Raw genomic sequence first — 14,798 nt, 5'->3', positions numbered from 1 at the left:
CCAATAAGTAAAATAAAGGGATTTTTGTGGGAAGGGGTATTGTGTATGCCAAAAAGAACAGACTTAAAGAAAATTATGATAATAGGCTCAGGGCCTATCGTAATTGGTCAGGCTTGTGAGTTTGATTATTCCGGCACCCAGGCTTGTAAGGCTTTGAAAAATGAAGGATACGAGATAGTTCTTGTCAATTCAAACCCGGCCACTATAATGACCGACCCTATGTTAGCTGATAAAACTTATATAGAACCTATAACCGTTGAATTTTTAGAAAAGATTATAGCTAAAGAAAGACCCGATGCCCTACTGCCAACCCTTGGCGGCCAGACAGCACTCAATGCTGCTATGGATCTGCATAAGGCTGGGGTTTTGGATAGGTATGGAGTTGAACTGATTGGTGCAAATGCCCAGACTATAGAGAGGGCAGAGGACAGGGAACTTTTTAAACAGGCAATGAATGAGATAGGATTAAAGGTTCCAGCATCCGGTGTTGCTCATAGTTTGAGCGAGGCATGGGAGATAGTAAATGCAATTCATTTCCCTGTTATTATAAGACCTTCGTTTACACTTGGTGGAACTGGCGCAGGTGTTGCTTATAATAAGGAAGAGTTTGAAGAGGTTGTTAAGTGGGGATTAGAGCAGAGTCCTGTTAATGAGGTGTTAATAGAGCAGTCTGTTTTGGGATGGAAAGAGTTTGAGCTTGAGGTTATGCGCGATAAAAAGGATAATGTGTTTATTATTTGTTCTATAGAGAATTTTGACCCTATGGGAATACACACAGGTGATTCAATAACTATAGCTCCAGCTCAGACGTTGACCGATAAGGAGTATCAAATCCTAAGGGATGCTGCTATTGATATAATTAGGAAAGTTGGTGTTGAAACAGGTGGCTCAAATATCCAGTTTGCCGTCAATCCCGAGAATGGTGAGTTTGTTGTTATTGAAATGAATCCCAGGGTATCCAGATCCTCTGCACTCGCAAGTAAGGCAACGGGCTTTCCTATAGCCAAATTTGCAGCCCTTTTAAGTGTGGGTTATACACTTGATGAAATTCCAAACGACATAACGAAGAAAACGCCGGCAAGTTTTGAGCCGGTTCTGGACTATGTTGTTGTTAAAATTCCTAGATTTACATTCGAAAAGTTTAATACTCCTGATGAGCTAGGCACGCAGATGAAAAGCGTTGGCGAGGTTATGGCTATAGGTAGGACTTTTAAAGAGGCATTCCAAAAAGCTATCCGTTCACTTGAGTATAATTGGGATGGATTTGTAAAGTTAAACTGTAGCGATGATGAGCTAAAACAGAAATTAATTCACCCAAACTCTAAGCGATTTCTGTATGTAGCCGAAGCGTTTAGAAGGGGATATGATATAGAATATCTATACGAGCTCACATATATAGATAGATGGTTCTTGCACAACATAAAACAGATGGTGGAAAAGGAAGAAGAATTAAGTAAAAATCCCGATCTTTTAGAGAAAAACATAAAACGTTTTAAGCAGTATGGTTTTTCAGATTCGTATCTTGCGAAATTAACGGGGAAAAGTGAAGCTGATATTAGACAGTTGAGGCAGAAAAATAACTGTGTAAATGTCTATAAGATGGTCGATACATGTTCTGCTGAATTTGAAGCTTATACACCGTATTTTTACTCAACTTATGAGGATGAAAACGAGTCTTTACCTTCAAACAACAAGAAGGTTGTAATACTGGGCAGTGGGCCTAATAGAATTGGTCAAGGCATTGAATTTGATTATACATGCGTTCATGGCTCATTAGAGCTGAGAAATGAAGGTTATGAATCAATAATGGTAAACTGCAACCCTGAGACTGTATCAACAGATTATGATATTTCAGATAGGTTGTACTTTGAGCCGCTGGTCTTTGAGGATGTTATGAATATAATAGAGAACGAAAAACCAGAAGGTGTGATAGTTCAATTTGGAGGTCAAACGCCCCTAAAACTTTCGCTTCCGCTTAAGAACGCTGGTGTTAAGATATTAGGAACAGACCCAAAGAGTATTGATATAGCAGAAGACAGGGAACTTTTTAGAGAACTTATAAAAAAACTTGACCTTCTACAGCCCGAAAGTGGCATTGCGCATTCTAAAGAAGAGGCTATAGAGGTTGCTACAAGGGTGGGTTATCCTGTGCTTGTCAGGCCATCATATGTACTTGGTGGCAGAGCCATGATGATAATATTTAATGAGGAACAGTTGAGACAATATGTAGATGAGGCTGTACAGGTAACCGGCGAGCGGCCACTGCTTGTTGATAAATTTTTAGAGGATGCAATTGAAGTGGATGTAGATGCTGTAAGTGATGGTGAGGATACGGTTGTGGCTGCCGTCATGGAGCATATAGAGGCCGCCGGTGTACATTCAGGTGATTCTGCCTGCTCTATCCCGCCAAGAACATTAAAAAAGGAAATAGTAAGTGAAATAAAGAGACAAACCAGACTTTTAGCTAAAGAACTAAACGTTAAAGGACTCATAAATATTCAATTTGCCGTAAAAAATGACAGAATTTACATTCTTGAGGTTAACCCAAGAGCATCAAGGACGGTTCCGTTTGTTAGCAAAGCAACAGGCGTTCACTGGGCTAAGATTGCAACCCAGCTTATAATGGGTAAAAAAATAAAGGAGTTGGGTCTAAAAGAGGTTGAACCCAAATATTATGCTGTAAAGGAGTCGGTTTTCCCGTTCGTTAAGTTCCCCAATGTCGATATTACACTTGGACCAGAGATGCGCTCAACAGGCGAGGTTATGGGTATAGCCGATGAGTTTCCCATTGCCTACTATAAGGCGCTTTTGGCCAGTGGTATGAGATTACCCCAAAGTGGCAATGTATTCATGTCTCTATCTGATAGAGACAAGCCGCAGGGGGTTATTATAGCTTCTAAGTTGCTTGAGCTTGGATTTGATGTATTTTGTACAAAGGGGACTTATGAATATCTGAAAAAAGAGGGCATAAATGTAAAGTATGTAAAGAAGCTCAGCGAGGGTAGGCCTAATGTGCTTGATAAGATGAAAAATAACAACATACACTTTTTGATAAATACACCATCTGGTAAGCGCTCAAGAACCGATTCATTTTATATCAGGAGAACCGCTTTGATGATGAATATACCGTACTGCACAACTATATCTGGCGCTATTGCAGCGGTTAGAGCAATTGAGGCTATAGCTAAAGGTAAAAAACTTGATGTTGTGCCGATTCAGGATTATTACAAAAGGGGTGAGATAGATGGCTGAGAAGATGCTTATTACACCTGAGGGTTATAGGAAGTTGCTTGAGGAGATGGAGGATTTGCAGAAAAACCAAAGGCCTGCGATTATAAAGGAGATAGAAGAGGCAAGAGCTAAGGGTGATTTGAGTGAAAATGCAGAGTACCATGCTGCAAAAGAAAAACATGCCTTAATAGAGAATAGGATTTCAGAGCTTTCAAAGAAGATAAACAATGCTCAGGTTGTTGATCCTGAAACGGTTCCCAAAGATAGGGTTAATTTTGGTTGTAAGGTTATACTTTATGATATAGAAAAAGAAGAAGAGATTGAATATATGATAGTAGGTGAGGATGAATCGGATCCGGAAAACGGTAAGATCTCAATAAACAGCCCTATAGCCAGGTCGCTTTTGGGCAAGCAAGAAGGGGATGAGGTTGAAGTTAAGGTGCCTGCTGGGGTTAGAAGATTTGAAATAGAGGAAATAAAGTGAGACTGAAAATAATTGAAAATATAGAGGTTGCAAAGAATACCTATTCCCTGAAATTGGAAAATCCAGCCCTGTTCGATGTTGAACCTGGCCAGTTTTTTATGGTTAAGATCAACACTTACCCTTTTCCGCTTTTAAGAAGGCCGTTTAGCGTGGCAGATTTTGGTGAGCATCTTGAGTTTATCTATAGGGTTGTAGGCGAAGGTACAAGGATCTTAACAACAAAAAAAGCTGGTGAATTTGTCGATGTTTTGGGGCCTTTGGGTAAAGGATTTAGTATAAACTCGACAAAGAGGCTTTTGCTTGTTGGGGGAGGTATCGGTGTTGCCCCACTTCTGTATCTGAAAAAGACCATAGAGGAAACATACAAAATAAGCTGCGATGCCTATTTTGGCTTCAATAACGCTGATGAGATATTCACAAAAGATGGAAATATAGCGACGATGGATGGCAGCTTTGGTTTTAAGGGTAATATCGTTGAGATGGTTGAGGACATGCTTGATGAGAATACACTTGTCTATGCCTGCGGTCCGACATTGATGTTGAAGAGATTGGCGTTCTTGTGTTTTGAGAAGAACTCACCTATGCAGGTTTCGCTTGAATCGAGGATGGCCTGTGGCATAGGTGTGTGTTTGGGTTGCGTTGTTCAAACATCCGATAATAGATACAAAAAGGTTTGTGTTGACGGACCTGTTTTTGATTTTGAGGAGATACAATGGCAAGCTCTGTGAACTTAGCGGTTAAATTGGGCAATTTGATATTTAAAAACCCCGTCTTGACAGCATCTGGAACATTCGGATATGGGCTTGAATATGAGAGGTTTTTGGATTTAAACAGGCTTGGTGGGTTTGTTGTAAAAGGTTTGAGTGTGGCTGAAAAATTAGGCAACAAACCCCCGAGAATTGTTGAAACACCTTGTGGTATGCTCAATGCGATAGGGTTGCAGAATATTGGTGTGGATAGGTTTATAGAGGAAAAACTCCCAAAGATGGCAGACTTGAACACCCATATAATAGCAAACATATATGGAACAGAGGTTGCAGAATTTGTAGAAATTGCAGAAAAGCTTGACAAAGAAAAGCTTGTTAGTGCTATAGAGGTCAATGTATCCTGTCCAAATGTTTCAGCAGGGGGTGCTCTGTTTGGTAAGGACCCGGATATGGTTTTTGTGCTTACAAGCTCTATAAAAAAGGTTACAAAAAAACCAGTGATAGTTAAGTTAACACCCAATGTTGAGGATATAGCATTTATTGCTCAGGCAGCACAGTCAGGGGGTGCTGATGCTGTGAGCTTGATAAATACTATAACGGGTATGGTTATAGATACAAAAACCAAAAAACCGGTATTGGCAAATAAGACAGGCGGTTTGAGCGGTCCTGCAATATATCCGGTTGGTGTCAGGATGGTCTATGAAACATACAAAAAAATAAAAATTCCTATAGTTGGTGTGGGTGGCATATACAATGCCGATGTTGCGCTGCAATATATTATGGCGGGAGCCTCACTAATTCAGGTTGGAACTGCAAATTTTATAGACCCTTCAATAACGGTTGATATTATAAAGGGAATAGAGGAGTTTTTGGCTAATGAAGGTATTGAGAGCGTTAGCAGTCTTATTGGTGTTGCCCATTCTGAGTAGTATTTGTTTTGCCGATGGTTTAAAGCAGATATTTGATGTATATAAACATAAAAGTATCCATCTGTGTTTTAGTCAAAAATCCATAAATGGTATGAGTGGTCAAACCATAGAAAAAAGTGGCACCTTGAAAATCGTGGCAAATAAAAAGTTGATATTTAGCTACAAAAACGAGAAATTAGTTATAGATGATTTCAAAGCCGTAGATTATAAAGACAATGAAACCCAGGTTTACAAACTCACAGGTTTTGATAAGGTGCTGTTTTTGATGTTTGTGGGAAAGAAGGATTTGGATGAGCTGTTTAAGATCAAAGATGTTGACAACAACACCTATAGATTGTTTCCCAAATACCAAAGCAGCATAGACTGTGTTTCTGTTAAGCTTGACAACGATACCGTAAAAGAGCTGCAGATAAGCGATATATACGCAAACAAAACTATTTACACCTTCAATGCTTCTAATAGTTGCAGAGCACCTAAATGAAATAAAACCCTTCCTTGACTCTTTGCCTTTCAAAAAAGAGGGTGAGTTATACCGATACGATAATATAGTTGTTTTTGTTAACCACGGCAGAGGTGGTTTATCGTTAGGCTTTAAGGTTTCTCAACTTTTGGAAAGGTATGATGTTAGTATAGCTTTGCTGTTTGGGTTTGCAGGTGGGATTTGTAATGTTAAACCTGGTGAGTTTGTTTTTCTTGAGCGGGTAAAGTTGTTCGATAATAAAGCAAAGCCTTTATTTAATCCGGTTGAGTTAACAAAAGTTTATAACTTTAAAACTATTTCGGGCATTACGCTGCTTGATGGGTTTAATTTTGATAACGGGTATTTGAGTCTTTTTGGCGATTGCATAGATAGGGAAGCTTATTTTTTTGCAAAGGCTTTGTCTGTTTCTAAATCGTTCGGTCTGATATTGAAGGTTATAAGCGATAGGAATAGCAAGGCAGATATAGAGAGGTTAAGGCTTGATGGTTTTAAGTATGATGTTGAAAAACTAAAGGCTTTAATTTTTGAACTTGCTCAAGTAGAGAAGGATCCTATTTTTTCTGAGGCTTTTAGATATACGGGATTTTTTAATATTAAGATTTTAGATGGGATAAAGAGGCTTATTGAGGCAAAACATCTAAGCTTCAGCAGACGGCAGATGCTTTATAAAAAGATAATAATAAACAACGCCAACAAAAAGACAGAACCGATGTCAACAAAAACCGTTTTTATTGAAAAAGGCGTGGATACCTCAAGGATAAAAATAGACTTAAATTCAAAGAGACTTGTGTATATTGACGATTATGTGCCGTATTTTCACAACCTAAAAGATAGAGCCGCTGTGATATTTGCAAACAAAAAAGGGGAGTTTTTAAGAAAAACACCGGATAATTATACGCCGGATGGGGGTTATGGTTATTCTTTATTGGGTTCTTACAACTGTATCTATGACTGCTCATACTGTTTTTTGAAGGGGTATTTTAAAAGCTTCAATCCTGTTGTGTTTTTGAATTATCAGGATTACTTTAGCTCGATTGCAGAAACGCTCAAGAAGGACAAAAAAAGGCCGTTGTATTTTTATGCTGGCAGTTTTTCTGATCCTGTGGCTTTAAGTGTGTTTAGCGATTTTTATGTTAAATTGGTTGAGTTTTTTTCATCCTTAGAAGATAGAGTTTTTTTGGAGATTAGAACAAAATCAAGCTATATAAAGCCGTTTTTGAGTTTAAAACCCTCGGGTAATGTTGTTTTTGCCTTTTCTGTTTCACCTAATGATGTTTGTAAAACCTATGAGGCCTTTACACCGAAACTAAGCTTGAGGCTTGAGGCTATAAAAAGGTTGGATGATGTTGGATTTTTAGTGGGCATTAGGATTGATCCTGTAATTGTTGAGCATCTTGAGGCTTACGAAGGTCTGTTTGATTTTATTGATGGCTTAAGAAACCTTCACTCCGTTGAGATTGGGTTTTTGCGTTTTGATAAAAACGATTACAAAACAATGCTTAAAAAGTCTCCATCGATCTTAAGAGGCCTTGTGTATGAAAATAGTATGTATCGTTATCCATACAAGCTTAGGAAGAAGGCGCTTAGTTTTTTTGAATCTCGCCTGAAAAACTTTTATGTGAACATGGAGTATTGACCTATAGTAAATATTAATATAAAATTTATCAATGTAAATAATTCGGAGGTGTAAAAATGAAGGAGATGACAAGGAAATCTTTGCTTGATGCTTTTGCTGGAGAATCTATGGCTCACATGAAATACCTCGCATTCAGTGAAGTTGCAGAAAAAGAGGGTTATCCAGGTATTGCAAAGCTGTTTAAGGCGATTGCTTATGCTGAGCAGGTGCATGCAACAAACCACGCAAAAGCCCTGGGTTTAATAGGTACAACGCAAGAAAATCTAAAAGAGGCTGCTGGAGGTGAACATTTTGAGATAAATGAGATGTATCCAGCCTATGATGCAATAGCCAAACTGCAGGAGGAGAAGTTAGCAGAAAGATATATACACTACGCCTTGGAGGCTGAGAAGGTTCATGAGCAGATGTATAATGACGCATTAAAGGATGTTGAGGACAACAAAGACAAAGAGGTGGATAAGGTTTATGTGTGTCCCGTGTGTGGATATACGGCTATTGGGGATTTAGATTTTGATAAATGCCCTGTTTGTGGCGTGCCGGCAGATAAATTTGTTGAATTTTGATTGTTTGAATTTATAGGGGAGTGAGGTTATGGGGAGAATATTTGGATTTGCATTGAGTAGTTTTTTTGTGTTGCTTTTACTTACTCTAAAAGGCTTTGCTGAAAATCCTCAGGTTAAAGGAAATGTACCTGAACCTGCAAAACTCTGTGAGTTTTTAGTGGACGTAGATGGTTACAGTGCCGGTGAGTGTGACAAAATGAAAGCTGTAGGAACACCTATAGGCAATCTAGTGAAGGCAGAGAGGGAATACAGACAGGGTGATGAGACTATATCTGTAATAGTTTTAAATGGTATTATGGCTAAATCATCGTGGGCTCCGTTCGCCAGCAATATGGAAGTTGATGATGACAATAATTATGTTAAGATAACATCTATCAACGGATATAGGTGTGGTATAAATTATGAGAAAAAAGAAAAAAGAGGCAGCATAGTAATACCTCTTACCGATGATATAAAAAATCACCCTGTTTCTGCTATCTTTGCGGTGAATTTTGAAAACATGAGCTACAAAAAGGCTATTGATTTCATTGAGAATTTTGATTTGAAATCGCTTGTCGATTTGTTTCAGTAAAACTTAATGGCTTTTGTGAAAGTATCCTGTTTGTGTTTTTTGTCTGAGGTGTGGTCTAGGGATGAAAAATAGTCATCAAAGTCGACAAGCAACTCCTTAAGTCTTTTTAAGCTTTTATCTACTAAAGCGGTTGCTATGCGGCCGCTTTTTATCTTTTCTAGACTCAAGATAAGGTGTTTTTTGCAGATTAAAGCATCGGAATCTAGGTATATCTTTAGATTTTTCTCATTCTGGATTAGCTTTGCAAATTCAATTACACCAATTATTTCTATGCGTTTCTCTTCTTCACAGAACTTACAGCTTAAATTTTTTGCTTGTTTTTTTAATGTTTTTATGTTTTTTGATAGAAGTTTTACATCCCAATAGAGTAGAAACTCAAATGTATTATTTAATTTTTCTCCTAAGTCAGTTAACTCTTCTTTGTGCTTTTGGCAGATAAAACCCTCTTTTTGAATGGTTTTGAGTGTAGATGGTTCTTTATATCCTTCAACTTTAAACCACCTGAGGTATTGTTTGAATTCAGTTTTAATGCAATAACAAATAGGGCAGACGTCTTTACTTAAGGTTTCTTTTAGGCAAATCTCAATCATGTAATCTATATTAGCCATTGCTTTTTGAAAGTCAAAGGTTAAAATAGCTGTATGGAATGTGTTAAGCTTTTAAAGTCTCTTGCTTTTGATAGGGTTTCATCTTCTCTCTCTATAGCGTTTAAAATGCTGGATTGTGTTATAAATCTATGCGGAAAAGTTGATTTTAAACCATTTGTAGAAAACATTATGAATAATCAGCCATCTATGTCAGTGGTTTTAAGTGTAGGTAATAGGGTTTTAGTTGCAAAAGGATGCAGTGAAATCACAAAAATTAGGGATGAGCTTGCTCTATCAGAATCTCAAGCAGTAAATGAGGCATGCAATAGCCTAAAGGGTATAAGAAATATAGCCACCATATCTTATTCTTCAAGCGTCTTGGAAAGTCTGAAGCTCATTCAGCCAAGTAGGGTCTATCTTTCTGTATCTCATCCAGCAAGAGAGGGTGAGAAACTTGCTAAAGAGCTTTCAGAGCTTGGAATGGATGTGTTTTTATTTGAGGATAGTGCATACGGCTTGATTGTCAAAAATATTGATGCTTTTTTAATAGGTGCCGATGCAGTTTTTGATAAAGCTGTAGTGAATAAAATTGGTAGTTTATATTTGGCTTTGCTTGCTAAAGAATTTAATAAACCGTTCTATGTTATTGCTAATAGGTTTAAAAGGTTAAACGATAAACTAAAAGACCAGTATAGAATAGTTGGAATGCCAAATAGGGAGATAACTAATTTGAACGTAAATGTGATAAATGTTTATTTTGAGCTTATTCCAATGGAATTTGTAAATAAGGTGTTTTCAGGAGGGCTATAGATGGATTTTTTGTTTGGGCCTGTTCCATCAAGGCGATTGGGTCTGAGTTTGGGCATAAATATCATACCGTTTAAGGTGTGTAGTTACAGATGTATATACTGTGAGGTGGGTAAAACTACCGATCTGTCTATTGAAAGAAAAAGCTTCTTTGAAGTGGAGCTGATTGAGAAGGAGTTTAAGGATAATATTGGAAAGCTTGGAAAAATAGATTTTGTTACATTTTCCGGAAGTGGTGAGCCCACCTTGAATAAGGATATAGGAAGACTAATAGATTTTGTTAAGGGTTTTGGCTATAGAACAGCTGTTCTTACAAACGGAAGCCTTTTGTGGAGGGAGGATGTAAAAAGAGATCTTCTTAGAGCTGATATAGTTATTCCAAGTTTAGATGCTGCCGATGAGGATAGTTTTAAAAAGATAAATAGGCCGCACCCTTCCTTGAGCTTGACCAAGATAATTCATGGCATAGCGGATTTTAATCACTCATTCTCTGGTCAGATGTGGCTTGAAATACTATTTGTTGAAGGTGTGAATGATAGTAAGAGAAATGTAAAAGCCTTGATTGATGCCATAAAATTGATAAACCCAGATAAAATTCAACTGGGAACGGTTGATAGGCCTCCGACATTGCCCTGGGCCGAAAAGTTGAGTTTTGAAAAACTTAATTTAATAGCCGATAATATGAGGTCTAAGTTAAATGCAGAAATAGAAATTATAGGTGGTTTTGATAAGGAGAATGAAGAGTTTGAAGAGGATAAAGAGAGGGCTATTCTAAAACTTATAAACATACGTCCATGCTCCAGGGTTGAGCTTATGAAGATATTCAAAATAGACAAGAAGGAATTGGAAAATATATTGGATAGATTTTCGAAAGAGGGTAAGGCATTTGAGTATAGCTACGGTGGTAAAGATTTTATAACGGGAAGCATGGCAAGAATAGCCGGCATTGGCCTTGAGGATTAGATTTTTATTGAATAATAGGCGGTTTTTAATTATAACTTAGTTAACAATTAAAGCCAAAAAGGAGGGTTGTAATGGTTAGCTACAAGGAATTGGGTTTTGTAAATACTAAAGAAATGTTTAAAGATGCTATGGAGAAGGGTTATGCTATACCTGCATATAATTTTAACAATATGGAGCAGCTGCAGGCCATAATTACTGCATGCACTCTAACCCAATCCCCTGTAATTTTGCAGGTTTCAAAGGGTGCAAGGAAATATGCTAATCAAACGCTTCTAAGATGGATGGCACAGGGCGCTGTTGAGCTTATGAAAGAGATAGCAAGCGAAAGCGGCCTGAAGGAGATCCCGATAGCCTTACATCTCGACCACGGCGATAGTTTTGAGTTATGTAAAAGTTGCATAGAAACGGGTTTTTCTTCTGTTATGATCGATGGAAGCCACTTGCCTTATGAGGAGAATGTTGAAATTACGGCTAAGGTTGTTGAGTATGCCCATAAATACGATGTTAGCGTTGAGGGTGAGTTAGGTGTTTTAGCCGGCATTGAAGAGGATGTAAAAGCCGAAAAAAGTATATACACAAACCCCGATGATGTTGAAGATTTTGTAAAAAGTACAGGTGTTGATTCTCTTGCCATTGCCATAGGAACAAGTCATGGTGCCTATAAATTTAAAGTTAAGCCTGGAGAGCAGCCACCTCCATTGAGGTTTGATATTTTGGAAGAAGTAGAGAAGAGGATCCCGGGTTTTCCTATAGTGCTTCATGGAGCATCAAGTGTTTTGCAGGAGTATGTTGAGATGATAAATAAATACGGTGGGGATTTAAGTGGAGCCGTAGGAGTGCCAGAAGACCAACTTAGAAAGGCAGCTCAAAGTGCGGTATGTAAGATAAACATAGACTCAGATGGCAGACTTGCAATGACTGCTAAAGTTAGAGAGATCTTGTGGACTCAGCCGGCTGAGTTTGATCCAAGAAAGTATTTAGGCCCAGCAAGGGAGGAGTTGATAAATATGTATATGAGAAAGAACAGGGAAGTTTTAGGTAGTGCAAATAGAGTATATTAAAAGGAGTTTCAATTGAAGAGTTATACAAGAGTTCTATTTGTTTCCATGTTAGCTTTCGGTGTAGCTATGGGGGTTATTTTCCCTATATTTTCATCTTTTTTTGTCAATGTTAAAAACGGTTTCGGTTTTATTTTTGATGCATCTTGTGTTGTTGCTGGGGTTGTAGTTGGCTTAAGCGGTTTTTGTATTACCAAAATTACAATTTTAAAACAGCTTAAGCAAATAGCCTCAGTTGCTGAGAATATAGAAAAAGGGGATTTAAAGGAGAGGATACAAGAGGAATCTCTGCTTGAATCCCAAGATGAAATAGGGTTACTCTCAAGAAACTTCAATAAAGCACTCGATGCTTTAAGTGGTGTTATAATAAAGACTAAGGGGCTTGCTAACTCACTTTCGGAATTATCTAATTCTGTTAACAATAGCACAGCAGAGGTTGAGAACAACTCATCTAAGGCGGTGCAGTCACTTGGTGAGGTTAAATCGTCTGTTGAATCGCTGAATGAGCTATACGGGGAGCTAGAGAAAAAATTGTCTTTTGTTAAGGAGAGTCTTGAAAATTCCAATGATGCATTTAATGAAAGCTTTGGTTTAATAGAAAACAACTTAAATACAGTGAGTAAATTTTCCTCTTCATTTGAGGGTATGAAGACGCACATAGAACAACTTAAGGGTATCGTAGGCATTGTAGCCCAGACAGTGGGTATTATTGATGAGATAGCTAATCAGACAAATCTTTTGGCTTTAAATGCCGCAATCGAGGCAGCAAGAGCCGGGGAAGCTGGACGCGGCTTTGCCGTTGTTGCCGATGAGGTTAGAAAACTGGCGGAGGATACACACAATTCAACAAACAAGATTAACGGTGTTATAAATGAGCTTGTAAGTATGTCGGAAAAATTCTACACAGATATCATAGAAATAAGCCATAAAACCGAGCAGAGCAAAAAGGATAGCGAAACACTGATAAATAAAACCAAGGGATTGCATAGTGATATGAATAGCGTATATGAGGAATTGATGTCGTTTTTTGAAAGTATAGAGGAATTATCTAGTGTTGTGGATATAGTCGCAAGAAACATCGAGGGTATGGGTGTTGTAGAGGAAAATAAGGTTCTGGTAAAGAGCATAAGGGATAGAATGGATGTTCTTATGGGTGAGGTTCTATCTTTAAAAAGACATATAGATAATTTTATGGTGTGATAATGAAAAAAGTAAAAGAAGTTGAAGTGATGGAGAGTTTAGTGAGCTTTGAATACCCTAAAAAACATGATTTTAAGCTTAAATACCTTGCCCATTACGGTTTTATAAGGAGCCTGTGCATAAGGGGACAAAAAGAAAGGATATTGGAGTTTTCTAAAAGCCTAAAAGACAGATATGAGAACTTTGTTCAGATAGGCATAGGAGGGTCTGCCTTACCCCTTGAGGCCTCTTTGCGCTTTTTGGATAAAAAAGGTGTTATGGAGAGGTTTTTAAGCCTTGATAATATTGACCCGTGTCGCATAGAGAGGGTTTTGTCTTTGGATATAGATAAAACCTTCTTTCATGTTGTGTCAAAGAGCGGTTCAACCATAGAGATACTTGCTGAATTTTTTGTGCTTAAAGAGAGATTGAAACCTGATCAGATTGCCTTTACAACCTCTGAGAAGGGTTTTTTGTATGAACTGGGGATGAAGGAGGGTATTGAACTGTTCTTTATACCCGATGAGGTCGGTGGTAGGTATTCGGTTTTTAGCCCTGTTGGACTTATTGGTTTGGCTTTCTTTGGTTTTAATATAGATACCTTTATTGAAGGCGCAAAAACAGCGGTAAGGGCATACAGAAATGGTTGGGATTTCCCCAATGATTTTGTTAATTTTGCCATAGGTGCATATCAGGATAATAAAAATATATTGGTTATGTTTGCCTATAAGGACTATCTTTACGGTATAATCGATTGGTTCAGGCAGTTGTGGGCTGAAAGTTTGGGTAAGGATTCAAAGGGACAAACCCCTATTAACGCCTTGGGTGTGACCGATCAGCACTCACAGTTGCAACTGTATCAGGACGGTCCTAAGGATAAGGCAATAGTGTTTTTGGATGCACCGGCTGTGTGTGATTTTGAGATAAAAGATGATTACGGTTTTGGGTATCTGAAAGGTAAAAGCTTATCTCAGATAATGGAGATAGAGAAGAATTCAACGATGAGAGCGCTTAAGGAAAGCGGTGCGGATGTTGCCCATTTGAAGCTTACAAAGGATGATGAGTTTAGCCTCGGGGCTCTTTTGATGGGTTTGATGATAGCCACGGCCAAGGCAGGAAAGGTTTTGGGTGTTGATCCGTTTAACCAACCCGGCGTCGAGCTGGGCAAAAGATACACAAAAGAGGCATTGAAGAATGGCTGAATTGGCTTATAAAACGAAGATTTACTATGATGATACAGATGCCGGTGGCGTTGTTTATTATGCTAATTATTTGAAGCTTTATGAGAGGGCTAAGCAGGAGTTTTTTTTGATGAAGGGCTGCAACCTGTTCAGGTTGCACTATGATGGGATCTATCTGATAGTGAAAGAGGTTAGGGCCAATTATATAAAGAGCTTGAGGCTTGGTGAGGAGGCTTTAGTTTTTGTTGATGTTAAAAAGATTAAGAAGGCCAGCATAGAGCTTTACTTTCAGATAAAGGTGAAGGATGAACTTAGGGCTGAGGCTGAAATACTATCGGTTGCGGTTGATACAAATAGCAGAATAGTAAAACTGCCCGATTGCGTATCCAAACTGTTGACATAGATTAGAAATTAATAATAA

General features: G+C 38.1%; 15 protein-coding genes. 14 read left to right on the top strand and 1 reads right to left on the bottom strand.

Annotation, left to right across the window (positions count from 1 at the left end):
- The first annotated feature begins 45 nt into the window (after positions 1 to 45).
- From carB to HIPMA_RS06080, 8 genes are read left to right on the top strand one after another with little or no spacing between them, the layout of a single operon-like run.
- Positions 46 to 3,252: a carbamoyl-phosphate synthase large subunit gene (carB, locus tag HIPMA_RS06115; protein WP_013682182.1), complete on the top strand. Its 3,207-nt coding sequence runs from the start codon at positions 46 to 48 to the stop codon at positions 3,250 to 3,252.
- Entirely contained in the window at positions 3,245 to 3,715 is a 471-nt protein-coding gene (gene greA / locus HIPMA_RS06110; RefSeq protein WP_013682181.1) for a transcription elongation factor GreA, read from the top strand. The genes carB and greA overlap by 8 nt, the downstream gene beginning before the upstream one ends.
- Positions 3,712 to 4,443: a dihydroorotate dehydrogenase electron transfer subunit gene (locus HIPMA_RS06105; protein WP_013682180.1), complete on the top strand. Its 732-nt coding sequence runs from the start codon at positions 3,712 to 3,714 to the stop codon at positions 4,441 to 4,443. Before greA ends, HIPMA_RS06105 begins: the two co-directional genes overlap by 4 nt.
- A complete protein-coding gene (locus tag HIPMA_RS06100; RefSeq protein WP_013682179.1) occupies positions 4,428 to 5,351 on the top strand; it encodes a dihydroorotate dehydrogenase in 924 nt (307 codons plus the stop codon). The genes HIPMA_RS06105 and HIPMA_RS06100 overlap by 16 nt, the downstream gene beginning before the upstream one ends.
- Entirely contained in the window at positions 5,299 to 5,832 is a 534-nt protein-coding gene (locus HIPMA_RS06095) for an outer-membrane lipoprotein carrier protein LolA (protein WP_013682178.1), read from the top strand. The genes HIPMA_RS06100 and HIPMA_RS06095 overlap by 53 nt, the downstream gene beginning before the upstream one ends.
- Positions 5,801 to 7,468, top strand: coding sequence for an SPL family radical SAM protein (locus HIPMA_RS06090; RefSeq protein WP_013682177.1), 1,668 nt, complete (start codon positions 5,801 to 5,803; stop codon positions 7,466 to 7,468). The genes HIPMA_RS06095 and HIPMA_RS06090 overlap by 32 nt, the downstream gene beginning before the upstream one ends.
- A 56-nt stretch (positions 7,469 to 7,524) precedes the next feature.
- Positions 7,525 to 8,031 carry a rubrerythrin family protein gene (locus tag HIPMA_RS06085; protein ID WP_013682176.1) on the top strand — a complete coding sequence of 169 codons (507 nt, stop codon included), beginning with the start codon at positions 7,525 to 7,527 and terminating at the stop codon, positions 8,029 to 8,031.
- A 28-nt stretch (positions 8,032 to 8,059) separates the two neighbouring features.
- Entirely contained in the window at positions 8,060 to 8,602 is a 543-nt protein-coding gene (locus HIPMA_RS06080; protein WP_013682175.1) for a hypothetical protein, read from the top strand.
- Here HIPMA_RS06080 and HIPMA_RS06075 read toward each other — a convergent pair.
- Positions 8,596 to 9,210: a hypothetical protein gene (locus HIPMA_RS06075; protein ID WP_013682174.1), complete on the bottom strand. Its 615-nt coding sequence runs from the start codon at positions 9,208 to 9,210 to the stop codon at positions 8,596 to 8,598. The genes HIPMA_RS06080 and HIPMA_RS06075 overlap by 7 nt on opposite strands.
- Before the next feature lie 33 nt (positions 9,211 to 9,243).
- Between HIPMA_RS06075 and HIPMA_RS09200 the strand changes: the two genes are divergently transcribed.
- The 6 genes from HIPMA_RS09200 (at position 9,244) to HIPMA_RS06045 (ending at position 14,780) form a co-directional block, all read left to right on the top strand.
- A complete protein-coding gene (locus HIPMA_RS09200) occupies positions 9,244 to 9,999 on the top strand; it encodes an eIF2B alpha/beta/delta subunit family protein (protein WP_013682173.1) in 756 nt (251 codons plus the stop codon).
- A complete protein-coding gene (locus HIPMA_RS06065; protein ID WP_013682172.1) occupies positions 10,000 to 10,959 on the top strand; it encodes a radical SAM protein in 960 nt (319 codons plus the stop codon). It abuts the gene before it with no gap.
- Positions 10,960 to 11,030: 71 nt separating this feature from the next.
- Positions 11,031 to 12,020, top strand: coding sequence for a class II fructose-bisphosphate aldolase (locus HIPMA_RS06060; protein ID WP_013682171.1), 990 nt, complete (start codon positions 11,031 to 11,033; stop codon positions 12,018 to 12,020).
- A gap of 12 nt (positions 12,021 to 12,032) precedes the next feature.
- Positions 12,033 to 13,217 (top strand): methyl-accepting chemotaxis protein, encoded by a 1,185-nt coding sequence (locus tag HIPMA_RS06055; RefSeq protein ID WP_013682170.1) that lies wholly within the window; start codon positions 12,033 to 12,035, stop codon positions 13,215 to 13,217.
- 2 nt (positions 13,218 to 13,219) lie between these two features.
- Complete coding sequence (locus HIPMA_RS06050; RefSeq protein ID WP_013682169.1) at positions 13,220 to 14,398, top strand: phosphoglucose isomerase; 1,179 nt, start codon at positions 13,220 to 13,222, stop codon at positions 14,396 to 14,398.
- Positions 14,391 to 14,780: an acyl-CoA thioesterase gene (locus tag HIPMA_RS06045; RefSeq protein WP_013682168.1), complete on the top strand. Its 390-nt coding sequence runs from the start codon at positions 14,391 to 14,393 to the stop codon at positions 14,778 to 14,780. The genes HIPMA_RS06050 and HIPMA_RS06045 overlap by 8 nt, the downstream gene beginning before the upstream one ends.
- Positions 14,781 to 14,798: the final 18 nt, after the last annotated feature.

Source organism: Hippea maritima DSM 10411 (assembly GCF_000194135.1).
Lineage (GTDB): Bacteria > Campylobacterota_A > Desulfurellia > Desulfurellales > Hippeaceae > Hippea > Hippea maritima.
The sequence above is the reverse complement of the archived record's forward strand: the minus strand, read 5'-3'. Positions and strand labels throughout refer to the sequence as shown.

Coding starts and splice junctions, on each gene's coding strand:
- HIPMA_RS06085 (WP_013682176.1), top strand. CDS start 7,525: ATGAAGGAGATGACAAGGAAATCTTTGCTTGATGCTTTTGCTGGAGAA.
- HIPMA_RS06065 (WP_013682172.1), top strand. CDS start 10,000: ATGGATTTTTTGTTTGGGCCTGTTCCATCAAGGCGATTGGGTCTGAGT.
- carB (WP_013682182.1), top strand. CDS start 46: ATGCCAAAAAGAACAGACTTAAAGAAAATTATGATAATAGGCTCAGGG.
- HIPMA_RS06100 (WP_013682179.1), top strand. CDS start 4,428: ATGGCAAGCTCTGTGAACTTAGCGGTTAAATTGGGCAATTTGATATTT.
- HIPMA_RS06060 (WP_013682171.1), top strand. CDS start 11,031: ATGGTTAGCTACAAGGAATTGGGTTTTGTAAATACTAAAGAAATGTTT.
- HIPMA_RS06050 (WP_013682169.1), top strand. CDS start 13,220: ATGAAAAAAGTAAAAGAAGTTGAAGTGATGGAGAGTTTAGTGAGCTTT.
- HIPMA_RS06075 (WP_013682174.1), bottom strand. CDS start 9,210: ATGGCTAATATAGATTACATGATTGAGATTTGCCTAAAAGAAACCTTA.
- HIPMA_RS06045 (WP_013682168.1), top strand. CDS start 14,391: ATGGCTGAATTGGCTTATAAAACGAAGATTTACTATGATGATACAGAT.
- HIPMA_RS06090 (WP_013682177.1), top strand. CDS start 5,801: ATGCTTCTAATAGTTGCAGAGCACCTAAATGAAATAAAACCCTTCCTT.
- HIPMA_RS06095 (WP_013682178.1), top strand. CDS start 5,299: ATGAAGGTATTGAGAGCGTTAGCAGTCTTATTGGTGTTGCCCATTCTG.
- greA (WP_013682181.1), top strand. CDS start 3,245: ATGGCTGAGAAGATGCTTATTACACCTGAGGGTTATAGGAAGTTGCTT.
- HIPMA_RS06080 (WP_013682175.1), top strand. CDS start 8,060: ATGGGGAGAATATTTGGATTTGCATTGAGTAGTTTTTTTGTGTTGCTT.
- HIPMA_RS09200 (WP_013682173.1), top strand. CDS start 9,244: ATGGAATGTGTTAAGCTTTTAAAGTCTCTTGCTTTTGATAGGGTTTCA.